The 17,635-nt window shown below is 45.8% G+C and carries 11 protein-coding genes; 3 read left to right on the forward strand and 8 right to left on the reverse strand.

All coding sequences use genetic code 11. The annotated features are described in order from the left end of the window. Positions 1-32 precede the first annotated feature (32 nt). The 8 genes from CDO33_RS14480 to CDO33_RS14515 all read right to left on the reverse strand — a co-directional run bounded on the left by CDO33_RS14480 (position 33) and on the right by CDO33_RS14515 (position 12,516). Complete coding sequence (locus CDO33_RS14480) at positions 33-1,007, reverse strand: carbohydrate ABC transporter permease (RefSeq protein WP_103081664.1); 975 nt, start codon at positions 1,005-1,007, stop codon at positions 33-35. After that, the gene (locus tag CDO33_RS14485; protein WP_202849503.1) at positions 1,004-1,897 is read right to left on the reverse strand and encodes a carbohydrate ABC transporter permease; all 894 of its coding nucleotides are present in this window, start codon (positions 1,895-1,897) and stop codon (positions 1,004-1,006) included. Before CDO33_RS14485 ends, CDO33_RS14480 begins: the two co-directional genes overlap by 4 nt. A gap of 5 nt (positions 1,898-1,902) precedes the next feature. After that, positions 1,903-4,203, reverse strand: a complete 2,301-nt coding sequence (locus tag CDO33_RS14490) for a DUF5696 domain-containing protein (RefSeq protein ID WP_103081663.1) — start codon at positions 4,201-4,203, stop codon at positions 1,903-1,905. Next, positions 4,193-6,232, reverse strand: coding sequence for a YIP1 family protein (locus CDO33_RS14495; protein ID WP_103081668.1), 2,040 nt, complete (start codon positions 6,230-6,232; stop codon positions 4,193-4,195). The genes CDO33_RS14490 and CDO33_RS14495 overlap by 11 nt, the downstream gene beginning before the upstream one ends. A gap of 32 nt (positions 6,233-6,264) precedes the next feature. Next, a complete protein-coding gene (locus tag CDO33_RS14500; protein ID WP_103081662.1) occupies positions 6,265-7,140 on the reverse strand; it encodes a carbohydrate ABC transporter permease in 876 nt (291 codons plus the stop codon). A gap of 12 nt (positions 7,141-7,152) precedes the next feature. Beyond that, positions 7,153-8,049: a carbohydrate ABC transporter permease gene (locus CDO33_RS14505; protein ID WP_103081661.1), complete on the reverse strand. Its 897-nt coding sequence runs from the start codon at positions 8,047-8,049 to the stop codon at positions 7,153-7,155. Continuing rightward, positions 8,046-10,934 (reverse strand): extracellular solute-binding protein, encoded by a 2,889-nt coding sequence (locus tag CDO33_RS14510; protein ID WP_161496517.1) that lies wholly within the window; start codon positions 10,932-10,934, stop codon positions 8,046-8,048. The genes CDO33_RS14505 and CDO33_RS14510 overlap by 4 nt, the downstream gene beginning before the upstream one ends. 130 nt (positions 10,935-11,064) lie before the next feature. Then, positions 11,065-12,516: an ABC transporter substrate-binding protein gene (locus tag CDO33_RS14515; RefSeq protein ID WP_103081659.1), complete on the reverse strand. Its 1,452-nt coding sequence runs from the start codon at positions 12,514-12,516 to the stop codon at positions 11,065-11,067. A gap of 170 nt (positions 12,517-12,686) precedes the next feature. On the opposite strand from CDO33_RS14515, the gene CDO33_RS14520 reads away from it, so the two are divergent. The 3 genes from CDO33_RS14520 (at position 12,687) to CDO33_RS14530 (ending at position 17,597) form a co-directional block, all read left to right on the forward strand. Next, complete coding sequence (locus tag CDO33_RS14520) at positions 12,687-14,210, forward strand: glycoside hydrolase family 30 protein (RefSeq protein WP_103081658.1); 1,524 nt, start codon at positions 12,687-12,689, stop codon at positions 14,208-14,210. Positions 14,211-14,650: 440 nt separating this feature from the next. After that, entirely contained in the window at positions 14,651-15,280 is a 630-nt protein-coding gene (locus CDO33_RS14525) for a TetR/AcrR family transcriptional regulator (protein ID WP_161496516.1), read from the forward strand. Next, the gene (locus tag CDO33_RS14530) at positions 15,267-17,597 is read left to right on the forward strand and encodes an ABC transporter ATP-binding protein/permease (RefSeq protein WP_103081656.1); all 2,331 of its coding nucleotides are present in this window, start codon (positions 15,267-15,269) and stop codon (positions 17,595-17,597) included. The genes CDO33_RS14525 and CDO33_RS14530 overlap by 14 nt, the downstream gene beginning before the upstream one ends. Positions 17,598-17,635 lie beyond the last annotated feature (38 nt).

Genomic DNA, 17,635 nt, shown 5'->3' on the forward strand with positions numbered 1-17,635 from the left:
ATCAAGCCTCCATCCTTAAGCCATATAGAGCTCTATTCCCCTGTGATGCCTGCCCTGTCAACGCTTTCGACAAACTGTTTTTGCAATACGGTGTACATGAGAAGCATCGGAACTATGGTCAGCATGGTACCGGCCATTCTTATGCTTTCATTCAGGCGGTTTACAGCGCTGCCGTCGGAGGTAGGATAAAGCCTGTTGTATGAATCCACAAAAGACTGAAGACGCATCGGCAGCGTCTGTATAGTCTTACCAAAGAATATACCCGCTAGATAAGTTTCATTCCAGTACCACACAAAAGAGAACAGAAACGCGACAACTATGGCTGGCACTGACATGGGCAGTGCAATTTTGAGGAAAATCTTGAGCTTGCCTGCGCCGTCAATCTCCCCCGCCTCATCCAGCACCTTCGGGTAAGAGTGGAAAAACTGATAAAACACCAGGACAAATATGGTGCTTTTTATTCCCTGGCCCAGCAGGGCCGGAATCATGGAAGGAAGCGGCGTATTGATCATGCCGTAGGCATCAAAAAGCATATATCTCGGCACCATGGTCACCTGCCCCGGTATAATGAAGGTTATGACGAGAAGAAGCATCCAAAGCCTCTTCAGCGGAAATTCAAACCGTGCGAATCCATACCCCACAACCGCACAGCAGGCCGTCTGGAACAAAGCCGGCAATCCGGCCATCACAAGGGAAACCCCAAAAGTTTTCGAAGCATCCAGAACTTTATATGCTATCCTGTAATTGCCGAAATACATCCTTGTGGGCACCCATCTTACCGTGGGGTTTACAAGATCCGACACGTCCATGAGACTGTTCACTATCATAAACATCAAAGGATACAGGTAAACGAAGCCTATGCCGAGCAAAAGCGCGTATGTTATCAGCTTCTTCAGCAGGCCATCGGTTTTTCCTGCCCCCAAAAGCTTCTTTTTGATCCGGTCAATATTCCACCCATGAATTGGAGCTTTTTCCTTCACTTTTATGTTAAAACTCCCGACATTCATCGCTTCCACCTCTTCTTCTTTTCTCTGAACAGGAGAAATACAACTCCCAAAAGCAGCAGCTCAGCTGAGAAGTAAATCCACGACTGGGCTGCCGAGTAGCTGTAAACATTGCCTATTAGAAACATGTTTTTTGAAATCTCCATGTTTACCCTGTTATTGGGAAATCCGGACATCTCCACAACCGTATAAATTGCATTTACCATGATGACAGGTTTTAAATAAGGGAGGACTATCTTCCAGAAAATCTCCCAGGACGAAGCTCCGTCAATACGGGCAGCCTCATATATGGAACCGTCTATCTTCTGAAGGCTAGCCAGGAATATCAATATCTGCACCCCTGAAAACCATAAAATCATGACCAGATTATCAAAAACGTAGAGCACTGGCGCGCCTATGACCTCGGGCAGCGTGCTGAACACCTTGTAAACCGTATATTTGGACGGGTTTACTATTTGGGCGGCATTGTTGGTAAGAAGCTCAGAGATAACCGGACCGCTTATGATGATGACAGGAAGAAAAAATATGGCCCTGAATATAGTCCTGCCTCTGAACTTGCCATTGAGCAGCATCGCCATTATCAGCGAAGCGACGACAATCATGGGGGTAGAGAGGAGTACAAATATGAAGCTGTCCGACAATGCCACGGGAAAGTTCACATCTTTGGTAAACGCCTGAACATAGTTTCCGATGCCTATCCAACGGGTCTGGATTCCGGTGGGTGCTATTTTTACGCTGCTGAAGCTTAAGAATATGGAATAAAAAAAGGGAAAGCCTGTAAACAATATAAACCCCAGAATCCATGGCAATATGAAAAGGTATCCGGTTATGGCATTCTTCTGCCGTATGCTGATTGTGCCAGGCTTTTTGCCTTTCATCCTTGCTCCTGCCACAGTTATCACTCTCCTTCCAGCACAGCATAGCTCTGAGCAGGTATATTTACCGATCCGAAACTGTAATTGCTGCCTGTATAATTAATCAAGATGGATACACCGCCTTCATAATCCATCTTAACCACTCCGCTGGAAACTACAGTCCTTCCTGTGATCTTCCTGCCCTCAACCCTTGACAGGGCAGCATTGACATCATTGTAGACTTCCAGGATATGCTGTTTCCAGTCTTCATACTTGGTAGAATACAATTCAGAAATAGGTGTATGCTCCATCTCGTGATTATCCAGTCCGGTCAGCAGGAATGCCGGATAGGCTCCGTATTCTATCATCCTTAAAACGTCCGTCCTCGAATAGAAGCTCATATTGGAATAGGGCGCGTAATAATCCACGCTGCCTTTTAATACAATCTGCATAAAAGGCACCGTATCGGTTTCAAACAGACACTGGCTGTTGGTAACGGGCACATTGAATATCTCACTGGAATATTTCCATAAATACTGGTTTGGCCTGTACATTGCCAAGTTTTCAATATCCACCAGGACCTTTTGTGCCGTCTCCTCCTGCTTCTTGCGTATATCAAGCCTGCAAGTCACCCTGTCCCGCTGGTTTTCAGCATACAATCTTTGACCGAATTCATCCAAGGCCATGCCTTTCATTCCGTTTTCAGCATACAGCTTCGCTTTCCCGGCAACATAGTCTGCCGCTATGTCCGCCTTGACAAAGTAAGTGTCTTTAAGCCATATGGCATCATTATCCCTCTCCACCTTTATCAGCGCCTGGGAAAGGGCAGTTCCACCCTCCTGCCTCAAATCGATCTGTGTTTCCTTTACTGTTACAGGATTCTCGTAATAATAAAACCGTCCCCCTTTTGAAGATATATGCTCATCCAGCAAGGACAGCGCCTTCTTTCCCCCGACCTTGCTTTCAAAACTGAAATTCGACGGTCTTGAACCATTAAGCCCTCCTTTTTGCCATCCTTTAAAGACCATGGTTATATTGCTTATACCCTGCCCTGCAATATCTTCCGCAATCTGCCTCGCTTTTGCTGCGGTGGTTATGGGAAGGACACGGTTAAATATGAATCCCCTTTCCAAATCGGAGCCGATGATGTCAAGCTGCAGGGGAATGTCGGCATCAATCCTTTCTCCCGCCGGCAGGTTGCCTTCCTCCTGCAAAATCCTTCTATAAAGCTTTGCCATTCCAATGTAGTCGGCATCCTCTCCCCTCAGAAAACGATAGCTTATCTCTGCCTCAAACCTGTTTCTCTCCTTTTGGGCCACCTGGACGCCGGCACCGCTCTTGCTTGTCGGCTGCAGGTACTTTTGGCGGTATATGAACCGGGCGCTTATCCAGTTATAGTTGGTAACAATACCACTGGGTGTGGCCACAATGGATGCGTATTCCGCACCTTTTTCCACCCTTGCGAAATAGGCGTTCTGCTTCACACCATGCACCACTCCGAAAACCGGCATCAGCACCTGGGGTTCTTCGGTGGAGAAATCATTAGGCCGGCTGGATTTCAGATCATTTACCTCGAACAGGTGGTCAATGCCATAATCCTTCCCATAAATCCTCTTGTCAAAATTTACGAGGTATTGGGAAGGCTTGCTATACCTTATAAGGGCACCCGGCCCGTCAGGTACAAGCATGTACCCATCTATTTCATCCGCCCGGGTTGAGCCTAAGAAAGGTACAAAATATACTGCTGCCAGGGAATAGTCTTCCCCTTCCTTTATGCTGTCGTCGATCATCCTGAAAAGAAGGCTTCCATCCCGGAGCTCCATTTCAAAATCAAAGGAAATGTCCAGGGTAATATAACTTACCGAGTACCTCAGTATATTGCCCTGAGCTTTAAAGCTTTTTTTAACATTTTTATCTGCTATGCTCAACCTTTTTTCGAGACCTTTGGCATCAAAATAATCTATGGAGACAAGGGCATTGCCTACGCCGGACCACGTGGTGTTCATATCCTCCGGCTTCTCTTCCGCGAGGCCTCCCCATACATACCCCGTCGCCTTATCCACCACCCTGATGGAAGCATTTTTTTCCCTGTGCCAGACCTCCAGCCTGCTGTCTTCCATGATTTTGGCATATCCGTCAAGATTCAGCCTGTTTGGGACCTTGTCAAAGGTTTCGGTCCTGGTATGACGGTTAGAGTTCACATCCGCTATCGCAGCCAAGGCATCACCCTTTTCCGGCAGACCTCCTTTATCATCAACAAAAGCCCCTGTCTTTACGGTCCAGGTTACAGCTGCTATTGCCAGCAGCAATACAGCGGCAATGCAGCGCTTAACATTACGCAACACGGTATGACACCTCCTTCAGAATGGAGTTTACAAACTCAGCGCCCTGGTCCCAGAGCATATATATTATGGAAAAAGCCAGCACGGCGATGAACATGAAGAAAACTGAAAGAAAAATATTTTTTACCACATCCCGGATTTCGTACCCGTGTATCTCCTTAAGGCCAATAAAAAGCAGGATTCCGCTCCACACCCATATTATAACTGTCAAAAAATCTATAATGAACCTCTCATTCAGCGTAAGCACATATGTTAAGGCAATTACAACAGGCATGAACATTATGAATGGGGCAAAGGAATACGCAGTAGCTATATAAACGTCCTTGAGCCTGCCTTCGCCTTCATTTATCGAGCTGACCATGTAGTTTCCGGCCACCCACAAAGCACAAGGGACAAAAAAGAGCAATACGATGTAAGTATAGGAAGTATCCCGGGCATCATGGAAATTGAAAAGGAATCCGCGGAACAGATAGTCGGCTATAAACACCAGCAGAGCAATAAAATATATAATCGTAGCCGACAGCACCGAGCCTTTCTGATCTTTTCTGACATAATAGAAACTGTCTATAGGATGCCTGATGAAATTCTTTAGATAGAGGACATCGGCAACAATCTTGCTATCCAGCACCCTTTTTATTGATCCCTTTGCAGGGGTCAAAATCCCATATCTCCGGTCATAGTAGCCAAGAAGCCTTAAAGCTAGCCTTATCAAAACCAGAGCAATCAGTATATATCCGAGATTTTCCTGGAGCCATAAGTTCCTTATCTCCCAATATGCTTCGGAATAGTCAGCGCGGTTTTGGGCAATCTTGAAATGCTTCGCTGCAGCCTCATAATTTCCGGCTTGAAAATAGCCTTTTCCCATGCCATCATGGGCAATTTGGGATATGCCGCTAAGGCGAAGTATCTCCTGCCATATTCTGTGGCTTTCGGAATACTCTCCTTTTTCAAAAAGATCAACAGCCCTATGCATCATTCCTGCAAAAGCGGTAGGATAAAACACCTGCACCATGCCCCGTTCCCGGTCGAGCACATATACAAAATCATTTTCATCGACGGCAATGCCGGATGCCACGGTGAAAAGCCCGTTTCTCTCGGTGGAAATAGCCCTGCCCCCGAAAGAGAAAATCAGGCTGCCGGCAGAATCATATTCATATATGAGCCCGGTCTCGCTCACCGCATAAATCTGTCCGTACCTTCCCACTGCTATGTCGACGAAATTCTCTTCATCCATCATATTCCCCGATTCAAAAAGTATATTCTCCCCCGAGACATTGTGTTTTTTAACGGCATCCCCTTTTATGGACTGGGTTATGCTGTATATCATCCCTTTATTGTCAATAGCGATATTATGAAAGGTTTTAGGTATGCGGTTAAACAATTTAGCCTTTTGCTCCTCGGTGAAGAAAATATCCTGAAGAACCTCCAGCAGCGATACATTTGTCCTGTTGACCCCAAAATAGCCCAGAAATTCCCCCTTTTTGCCCAGCTGGATAATACCGTCAAAAGAGCCTTCACCCACTATATAAAGGTTTCCTCCTTTATCCGTCAGCACCTTTCTTGGCTTGAAGTTAGTAGTCTTGCCAAAAATAGGGGAATCCGGCCGCTCGTACCATCGAAGCACATCCCCGTCCGGCGAAAACAATGCTACTTTTTCAAGACCAGAGTCGGCAACGAATATTCTGCCTTCCCCGTCGGCAAACACTCCGGTAGGAGAGCTCAGCAAGCCTTCACCCACAAACTCTACGGAGCCGGTGGTTCTGTCCATTACCACAATACGCCTGCCTCCTGTATCGGCTACATATATTCTGTTTTTATCTATAAAAATATCCTCCGGCTTTTGCATACCGATATCCTTAAGCAGTATACCTCCCGCCAGATACGCATCCTGCGTCCGCATCCACCGGCCGTCCACCGATAAGGTATAGGTATATGCCGTTGCATTCTGGGCTGCAGCATTTATGGGCATGATCCCCAACGCCAAAAAAAGAATTATTAACAGTTTCAGGCCTTTCCTAATGGCAGACCGCATAATTTTCAACAAACCTCCTCCTGCCTTTTGCATCACTTGATCCCGGAATGGGCCATGGTACTCATGACTTTTGACTGCAGTATTATGAAAAGAATCAGATTGGGCAGAAACATAATCATAGAAGCTGCTGCTGCCATTCCCTGGCCGGCCACCGTGTTTCCGGTAGTGGATGTCAGAGTTGACATAAAAAATGCGAAAGTTTTCAGTGATTCATCATTAATGAACAGGGATGAGGATTCCGTACTGTTCCATGCTGTCTGAAAAGACAAAATAGCTACCGTTGACAATGCCGGCCTTATTATCGGCATAACTATCCTTATCAATATATAGTAGTCGCTAGCCCCGTCAATCCGCGCAGCTTCAATCAAGGCATCCGGAACCTGGTCTATAAATTGCTTGACCAGGAACAGCCCTACCGGCATGGCCAGCAAAGGCAATATGTGGGCAAAGAAATTGTCAATAAGGCCAAGACCGACCACGACAAGATACCTCGGTATGATTACAGCTACCGGGACAAACATGAGAGCCAATGTATTTATGGAAAATATGACATCCCTGCCTTTAAAATTCTTCTTTGAAAGAACGTACCCTGCAGCCGCTGAAATCCATATAATAAGCATCACCACCATCAAGGTTGAAATTATGCTGTTGAACAGATATCTGGAAACCGGCACACCGGATGAACCTGCCGCATAAAACAATGAGACGAAGTTCTTGAGGGTCGGGCGGGATGTTACAAACCTGGGTGGATAGGCAAACAGCTCATCAAAGGGTTTGAAGGCATGGAAAAATATATATACTATCGGAAGCAGCATAAATGCGGAAATCGGCAAAAGAACCGCATAAAACTTCAATTGGCTTTTATGAAACCTGGAGGGATTGATACCCCTTCCTTTTAAACCGGCCATGGCAGCACCCCCTTATCCTTCACTGAACAGTTTCCAGGAAACCCTGGATGATCCCCATATTATAAGCAGCAGAGCCACCGATACGGCTGCAGCATATCCCATCTCGTACCTGATAAAGCCATAATCCTCAATATGGTTTACAATCAATTGCCCTGCATATTGGGGCGTCGGATTTGACCCTGAAAGAGCCACTCCTATGCCTCCGCTGCTGAACGTGTTCACAATTGCCATAACCGCGCCAAACAGCATCTGGGGCTTCATGGACGGGATGGTGACATATATGATTTCCTGCAGCCGGTTTCTGACACCATCAATATAGGCTGCCTCATAGAGCTCCTCGTTTACATTCAGCACCCCGGACAGCATGGCGAGAAATCCAACACCCATGCTGCTCCACAATGCTACTATCAGCATTATGGTCATAAGGTATTTGGGAGACTGGAGCCACTGCACCGGTTCGCTCACAATCCCCGCCCGCATGAGCAGGCTATTGAAGTATCCCACCTCATCTCCGCTGAATATGACACTCCATACCGTAGACATTATCACGCCGGACGTCATGGAAGGCGAGTAAATTATTATGGCCAGTACCGTCCTCGGCCCTTTGGTAATCTGGGCCAGCATCCAGGCAAGGATGAAGGAAAGAACATATCCCCCCGGACCTACTATCACCGCATATTTTATGGTATTGGGCAGTACCTTCTGCATGAAAACCGAATCCTGCGTAATCAGCGTGATATAATTCTTTAGTCCGGTTGGCTCCGGAAACTGTATGGTGTTGAAGTATGTGAAAGAAAGGGCTATTGCTGCGGCCACCGGTATGACTATAAATATGAGAAACATAGCAATGTAAGGCGATAATAGTATCCAGTGGGACTGATTATTTAAAAATTCCCTTATCCTGTTCATTCAGCTTCCTTCACCTTCTTTCTGATATCATCCCCGTCAGGTATGGCATATTCTCTGACCACCCTGCCATCCTTTATGTATCCAAACTCCTCAAGCTTGCGTTCCATTTCGCGATTGGCCACCAGGGCCGCCTTATCAACTGATGCCCTGAGGCTTCTGCCGTTCATAACAACGTCTGTCCAGGCATTGCTGATTTCCCTCTCCACCATATAACCGGCGGGGTGCCTCGGCATTTCCTTTATCCATTTCCATTGCTCCAGGATAACCTCTTTATGCTTTTCCGGTATGGGCAGATCTTGGAAAGCCTCCATGTTGGCAGTATTCCACATATATTCAGGTCCGAATTTGGTCTGCATGGTATAGGCAAACTCCAGCTGGACATCCTTCGACAGCCACCATTTAAGAAACTTCCATGAATCTTCATGCCTGCTGCTGTTTGAAAATATAATGTCGGAACGGTCCACTGCCGCCTGGTAGCGGACTATATCACCCTTTTCATCCTTCACCCCCGGAGACGGAGCTATATCCCACTGTCCGGCAATTTCAGGCGCCGCATTCATGAGAGCAACATAGTTGCCGAAATTTGCTATTCCTATAGGCATGGTTCCATATCTGAAATTGTTGTAAAAGCTAGGGGCATTCTGAGCCACGCTATATATGCTGAAGAGCTCGGTCATCAACTCAAATCCTTTGATGGATTCCTGACTGTTTATTGCAGTCCTTAGCCCGTCAGGGCTGTATATGCTTCCTCCATTTTGGAAAATGAAAGGGGATGTCGTATAGAAGGGCTTGAGCCCCGACCATCCTGCCATAGTAACATAAAAATTCATTGAATGCCTTTTAAGCTCAGGCATTATCTCCTTTACGTCCTCCCAGGTCTGGGGTATGGAAATTCCCAACTTCTGGAGTATGTCCTTCCTGTAAGCCAGCACAAAGAAGTCCTGCGTTTCCGCAACTCCATATATTTTGCCATCTACATAGAAGGGCACCAGGGTCTCAAGGTTGTATTCCCGCCCCACGTATGGCAGAAAATCATCAAATTCCGTCAAATCTTTGACAGCACCCCGGATTGCCAGCTCATAAGGTATATGAGCGCTTATCCCCAAAGCCGCGTCGGGATTCGTTCTGGACGCGCCGGCCAAAATCAATTTCTGCTCGTTTGGCATGACCGAAAGCTTTACTTTTATTCCGCTTTCCGGCGTAAAGTCCCTATCGATCATCTGCTGCATAGTTTCCACAAGCTGTATCGGGCGATTTACCCAGACTGAAAGCTCATTTTCATTTTTACCGGAGGATACGGCGTAGCTGCGGCTGCTTTTCAAAAATGACCTGGCAAACGCCTTTATACCTTCCCAGATTTTTGCTAAAAAACCCACATTGGCTGAAGGCAGCTTCTCTCCGGAAAAAATGTATATCCTGTCCAAGCTCAAAGGCTGTTCGGAGAGTTCAACCAGCAAATCCGCCAGGAGTTGAGCTGCCGATCCCGAGCCTTCGCTGAACTTGGAAAGCCTTGAGGGAATTTTTTTGGGCTCCTTGGACAAATCCCGGAGATTTTTTGCCGCCAGCTGGATGTTCAAGGCAAAGGCCGGTTTGCTCCCGCTTATTTTCCAAAGTTCGTCATACACCTCATCCAGCCGGTTTGCCCATTCTTCAAGTTTATTTTCCACATCGGGCATATACTGTTTGATATCCCATGTCCTGCCGGAATCTTGACTGCTCCCGGACAGTTTTCTAATATCCGTGCCGGTATCATTGATCTCCTCAATTATCGCGCGGATGGTATCCACAGCCTCTTTGACCGGCCTTGCATCAGCCTCCATGGCAATTGTGTGCTTCCCGCTGTCCAGCCACACTTTTAAGGGCTCCTTTCCAGATTTCATCAGCACATTGTTCTCGTAATCCATACCCGTATATCTGAAAGGATAGCACCTTGCTTCTTCAAAAGGCAGGCAGCCGTCTATTTCGATGTTCCTGAAAACAGGCATGCCCTCCTTGTAACCTTGAGCATATCTGAACCCTATGGAATAAAAGCCGGGGGTTTTTACTTCAAACTCCCATAATATTTTTTGCCCTGCCTCCCTCCAGGAATAACCGTCTATAACATTTAAAAGGCGGCTATCACTTTTATAGGGATAGAGGGCCGGGTTTTGGTCATTGGCCGGTCTTACAAAGGAATCGGATTTCATCGCATAATCTTCCGCCTCTATTATTACCATCCCGCTTCCTTCGGTCTTTCCTGCATATGTTTCCAGATACTCGCCATATCCGGGTGTTTCCAGTTCTGATACCAGATATATAGCCTTCAGTATGATGGGCTGGGTATTGTTTTTTAAAACAAACCTGGTCTTTCCTGCCGCGAGTTTTATAGACACAGGAGATTTGTCAAGATCGGCATATGCCTTTACATATTCCAGATGGCTCCCCTCCACCATCACCTGTCGGGGAATCACCTCGTTTCCATACCTGTCCTTCGCATAAGTTTTGGATTCATCACTCCAAAGCGCAGGTATGCAGGCCAGGATATCTCCTCCCTCCCAGTGGATGGAAACAGTATTTTTCAATACTTTCCCGGTCTCCAGACGGTACTCCAGCACGAGATTGTAGCCGCCTTCCCGGGGAGCATCCAACGTAAACTCGACGGCACCATCCACCGGCAGCAGCAATCCTTCTTCGGTCATCTGCACACCGCTTCCTAAAACCGGTGTGAACCCTGACAATTCCACCTTCCCCACTACAGAGGAAGGTTCCAATCCAATCCAGCGGCTCACCGCATCAAGCCTGTCCTCCCATGCTGTCTCGGCGCCCATAGTTGCACTGGGAAAGGCATATATCAAGACACTAAACACTAAAAGACCCGATAACAATTTCCTGGTAAATCCTTTCACGGCCATTACCTCACAAATACTAACAAGTTTGCAAATCAAGGCATTATAAGCAAGGATAAGGAGCATGGCTTCCCACCATTTTAAAGCTCCTTATTCCTATTCTCAAAGAGCCGGATATGATTAGGCTCTATTATTTGCTTTGACTTTTCAATTCCTGTTCAATCTTCTTCCTCAACTCGGAAAAGTTCTTCTGAACCTCCTGCAATTGCTTTTCGAATTCCGACCTTGCCTCACTCAGAGCTTCATTTGCTTTATCTTCCAGCTCTGCGGCCACAGCCGAGGCCTGAACCTTATTCTGCCTTATTTCCTCATTCTTCGGTAATATTATCTCATTCCATACCTTATCCCATCCCGGTACAAATTTATAGAAATCTCCCCGGAATGTTTTGTCTATGTTTTTATACAGGTATTTTACACCCTCCGGCACGATTTCAATGGCTTCAAAGGCCTTTACGACATCAGGATGGGTAGTCGCAGGGATATAATAGTCCGGAGCCGGATTGCCATCGGCATCCACAAGGTTCTTGTATATGTCAAACCTTGTAAGAGTACCATCCTTGCCATAGCTGATCCATTTCAAGAATTGGAAAGCCGCTTCCGGATATTTGGCATTGGACATCATGAAAGCATGGTTGTAATGGACTGCCTGGCGATACCCCATCTCAGGATCCTTGGGCAGCGGATACATGTCAAACCTGTAATTCATAGTCTTGATCCAGCTCATATCCCATGTGCCGTGAAAACCCATGAGCACCTTGCTTTCCCTGAGGGCATCCGCATCTTTTCCGAATTTCTTCTGGTAGTCATCTTCCTTGCCTGCATCTCTTAACTCCTGATTTTTTAAGTCATCTGAGACAAGACCCGGCACGGCCTTCAATTCCTTCTGCAAAGCCAATGCCTTTTCCCAGCTTCCTTCCGTAAATTTGAATTTTCCCTCTTTTTGGTCAAAAGCGAGCTGAGCCAGGTTCTTGCTCATCACTCCGGCCATCATGACATCAAAGTCCCACAGATGGTTTATTCCGGAATACTTGTCCGTGGTCGCCTTCGTAGCATATTCCTTGAATTCGTCAACAGTCCATTCATAGGATGGTGCATCCATATTGAGCTGTTCCACTAGGTCGAGGTTTACCAGTACTGCGCTGAACTGGACATCATAAGGTACGGCATAGGTTTTATCCAAGAATTTGTAGCTGTCCATAGCCGATTTGGGCAAATACTCTGCTTCATCATCCTTTTTTAGGAACTCGTCCAACGGATAAAGCCAGCCCTGGGATATTGGATAATTCAGGTTTTCCCACCCCCAGGTCACATCCGGCAGGCTATTGGATGCAGCCTGAGTTGTAAGGTAATCATTAAGGTTTCCTTCAAATCCGACTATTTCAACGCTTATGTTCGGATAAATCTGGTTGAAGCCTTCCACCATTTTTTGTGCTCTTTCCACATCCCAGTTATAAGTTGCATATACTACAGTACCCGAAGTTTTGGTCGGATCAGCTTTGCTCCCGGAACAGCCTGTTGTCAAAAGCATCATGGCCATTACCGCCACCAGGACAAATGCTGCAATCTTTCTTGTGCTTTTCATTTTGGTACATCCCCCTCACAAGATTTATTTTTGGTATCTTCATTATACAAAGGGAAAATTACGATTTAAGTATCATCATTTACGATTTGGTACCATTTTTTATGACATTGCCGGAACACGCTTTACAGCAGTTTCATCAATTCATATAATCAGAGTGGGAGTGGTGAAATATGGATAGAAAACACAATTCATTAATCTTGCGCATCATTGCCGGAGCTGTTCTGTTTCTTTCCTTCAGCGGAATTTTGTATATAAACAACATATTTCCAAATAAGAATACGGATAAAAAAGTGAACAGCGGTGCAAAAAGCGGAACAGAAGCAAATGAGGGGCATGAAATAATAGGAAACGTCGACTGCTGGCTTACTACCACCAACCAGGCGAATCTTCTATCCCCCCAGGCTCCCATACTGCCGGGCGAGGAAATCCCGGCAGACGGAAACGGTATAATGCGCACCATCACAGTAAGCCCCGATGCAACTTACCAGATGATGGACGGCTTTGGAGCATCTTTCACAGACGCATCGGCATGGCTTGTTTACAACGAGCTGGATGAGCCATCGAGGAAGGACCTCATGACAAAGCTGTTCAGTTACGAAGATGGGATAGGTATTTCCTTTTTAAGGCAGCCCATGGGCGCCAGCGACTTTGCCCATAGGTTGTATACTTATGACGATGTGCCGGCAGGCACCGAGGATTATGAGCTTGAACATTTCTCAATAGAACATGACAGGCAGTATATAATACCCTGCATAAAAGATGCTTTGGAGCTCAATCCCATGCTGAAGGTGATGGCATCCCCATGGAGCCCTCCGGCGTGGATGAAAACTTCCGGCCATCTCATCGGAGGTTCTCTTCGAAAGGAAGCCTATGATGCCTATGCCCGGTATTTTGTAAAATTCATTAAGGCTTATGAGGAAGAAGGCATCCCCATCTACGCAGTTACACCGCAAAACGAGCCTCTGTACGTGCCTACCGAATATACGGGCATGAAAATGGAGCCCTATGCCCAGGCAGAGTTTATAAACAACCACCTGGGACCGGAATTTGAAAAAAACGGCTTGAATACAAAGATCCTGGTCTATGATCACAACTGGGACAATGTGACCTACGCCATGGAGGTCCTCCAAAAAGCAGGCAAATACGTGGCAGGCTCAGCATGGCACTGCTATGGCGGAAGTCATGATGCCATGTCGGTAGTTTACAAGAAATTCCCGGACAAAGGAATATGGTTTACCGAAGCCTCCGGCGGGCAATGGGTTCCACCCTTCAATGACGCCTTTGCCGACCAGATGATGCATGTCATACGTTCCACCCGCAACTATTCAAAAACTGTAGCATGGTGGAATATCGCCCTGGACCAGAATAACGGCCCCACGGTGCTCAAAAACAGCATATGCAGGGGTATAGTAACGATTGATACTTCCACCGGAGAGGTTACCTACAATGTGGACTACTACACCCTGGGCCATATAAGCAAGTTTGTCAAGCCTGGAGCTTATAGGATTGACTCCGATAACTATATGAATGACGTGGAATCCGTCGCCTTTAAAAATCCTGACGGTTCCATTGTACTGATCGTATCCAACCGCACTACCAAGGACAAGACCCTTGACGTAAAATACGGGAATTCGTCTTTCAGCTATAAGCTCCCCGGAAAAGCCGCGGCTACATTTAAATGGAAGGGTGAGTAAGGCTCAGCAGATAATAACATCTTCCGGATAATGATTTTCGACAGCTGATCAATAATAAGACAGACTATTTTTAAATTTACAATTGGCAGTCAATAAAGCTTACAGGCATGAAAATTGAATAATTATCTGCAGCAGAATACCCGCCAGATCCTCATTACGCTTTCATGAAGCTTGTACAAATATAAACGTCAAATTGGGTATTAAATCATCCATATTGCATAGCCTAAATATAATTCAAAATATTAAAGATAAAATAATTGATATATAAGCTTGACATATGACACCCTGTCATATAAAATAATGACAATGTGTCATATTTTTATGATGCATGATTTGCCAAGCTTAGGGAAGCATGCCGCGCATAGGCGACTAATAGAGCTAAAGGCCGGCAAAACGGGACTTACCATCCAGATTGCAGGATTCATGAAGGAGGGGATGGCTTGCCAAAAGAGACATTTTACAATCTGCCCCAGGAAAAAAGGGACAGGATTATAGCTGCAATAAAAAAAGAACTCGCCCGGGCGCCGTTTGAAGAAATATCCATCAACAAAATCATACAGGATGCTGGTATTTCCAGAGGCAGCTTCTATATGTATTTTGAAGACAAGAAGGATATGCTGCACTGCATTTTTTCCGATTTTCGTGACAGACTTTTGGCAACGATTGAGGAAAGCGCTCGTCAAAATGACGGGGATTTATTCAGTATATTTTCGGATATACTCAAATTTACTGCAGAATTCGGTACAAAAAAGGAAAATATCGACTTTTGCATGAATGTCTTTGCACGCCAAAGGCTTCAAAGCGATATCTTATTGAAGTTCGCAAACAGGAGGCGAAGAAGTGATTTTTCTGACTGGTTCGGTCGGTATGCTAATACGAGAAAACTGAACCTGCACAAACCGGAGGATTTATACTCCATGATTGACATATTGGCCACCATCACCAAGAAAGCTATCGCAGATATCTTCCTGAGCATTGAAGATAAGGACAGTATTCTGGAAGAATATAATAACAAAATAAACATTTTAAAAAGAGGAATGTTAAAGGAGAGTAATAATGCTTGCACTTAAGAACATTAAAAAAAGCTATACTACCGGCAGCTTTACCCAGGTTGCATTAAACGGCATCAACCTGAATTTTCGTGAAAACGAATTTGTCGCAATTCTCGGCCCCAGCGGTTCAGGCAAGACCACCTGCCTCAATGTAATCGGCGGGTTGGATAGATACGACAGCGGCGATTTGGTCATCAACGGAAAATCCACAAAGAGCTTTAAGGATGTGGACTGGGATGCCTATCGCAACAACAGTATCGGTTTCATATTTCAAAGCTATAATCTTATCACCCATTTGAACATAATCGACAATGTAGAAATGGGCATGACGTTAAGCGGTGTCTCTGCAGGAGCCAAAAGGAAAAAAGCCATGGAAGTTCTGGAGAGGGTAGGCTTAAAGGAGCATATGCACAAAAAGCCAAACCAGCTTTCCGGTGGCCAAATGCAGAGGGTTGCCATCGCCAGAGCCCTGGCCAATGATCCGGATATAATTTTGGCCGATGAGCCTACCGGAGCCTTGGATTCTACAACCAGCAAACAGATTATGGATTTAATCAAGGAAATCGCCAAGGATAAGCTGGTTATAATGGTTACCCATAACCCCGAAATCGCACGGACCTATGCCGATAGGATCATTGAATTCAAGGATGGTGAAGTGGTATCGGATTCCCGTCCCCTGCCGGACGTGGAGATAAGCCCCAATTACAAGCTTAAGAAGACAAAAATGAGCTTTTTTACAGCGCTGAAGCTGTCTGCCAACAATATCAGGACTAAAAAGGGAAGGACTTTTCTCACCGCCTTTGCCTCCAGCATAGGCATCATAGGCATAGCTCTGATTTTGTCCTTGTCCAACGGTTTTGATAAAAAAATAGCGGAGTATGAGTCGGAGACCTTATCCAACTTCCCCATCATGATAAGCCAGTCGGCAGCAGAGATAGATGCCGATATGCTCAAAGAGCGGCAAAGCGCTATGATGGGAGCTACCGATGAAGACGCTTATCCGGATGAAAAGGTGGTATATCCTACTGAGCCTATTATAGAAAAGATCACCCATACCAACATCCTGACCGACGAATATATGGAGCATATAGAGAATATCGATCCCGAACTGGTATCTGGTATATCTTATACTCGAATGCTCAAGATAAATCTTCTCAAAAAGCAGGATGATAAAGCAACCATTATAAACGCAGACAGCATGAGCTTTACCTCCTATCCCAAATCGCTAGGAGGAGACAACACAAGATATCTGGAGCTGAATTACGATGTGCTGGCCGGTTCCTATCCTAAGGGTATGAACGATGTTGTTCTGATTGTGGACAATAAGAACCAGATAGACAAAACCATCCTGCAAAACTTCGGGCTGGAATATGAATCTGACAGCATCCCCTTTGAGGATATCATCGGATATGAGTTCCGGGCGATTCTCAATAACGATTTTTACAAGGCAAACGACAGCTTTTTTATGATTAACGGTGATCCCACCAATCTAATTGATTTGTACAATAATGAAAATGCCATACCGCTTAAAGTTGTCGGTATTTTAAGGCCTAAAGAGCACATAAAAATACCCCTGCTTCCTGAAGGCTTTGCCTATTCCGATGAACTGGCCGAATTCATCATCAAGGATGCGGCTAATTCGGAGATAGTGTTAAAACAGAAGGACTCTGAGTTTAATGTGCTGACCGGCGCACCCTTTGATGAAAGTGACCTTGATTTTAACGGTGTATCATCAAAAGAAGCGGTGTTGTCCGTTTTGGGCGCCAATGATACCCCATACATGATATCCATATATCCGGCCAGCTTCAGTGCAAAGGATGATATCCTGACCTATCTGGACAAATATAACGAAGGCAAGTCGGAAACCGACAAGGTGGTATATACCGATCTGGCCGGAAAAGTGACCGAGCTTTCCGGAGGCATAATGGACGCCATCACCATAGTTCTTATAGCCTTCTCCTCCATCTCCCTGGTGGTATCCCTCATAATGGTGGGTATAATCACATATATTTCAGTGCTGGAAAGGACCAGGGAAATCGGAGTGCTAAGGTCTCTGGGAGCCCGCAAAAAGGATATCACCCGCGTATTCAATGCAGAGACCTTTATCATTGGGCTTTGCTCCGGAGTTATGGGCATTGTCATCGCCAGACTGCTGATCTTCCCCATCAACTCCATTATTAAAAGAATGACCACCTTGCCCAATGTAGCCCAGCTTAACCCTGTTCATGCAGCTGCATTGGTTTTGTTAAGCCTTGCGCTTACTGTCCTGGGTGGTACTATTCCTGCAAAAATAGCAGCCAGAAAAGACCCTGTGGAGGCATTGAGGGCTGAATAATGCCTGCCGATGGCAGAGCAAGACAAAACCGTCGAATC

Origin of the sequence: Clostridium thermosuccinogenes (assembly GCF_002896855.1) — a bacterium.
Lineage (GTDB): Bacteria > Bacillota > Clostridia > Acetivibrionales > DSM-5807 > Pseudoclostridium > Pseudoclostridium thermosuccinogenes.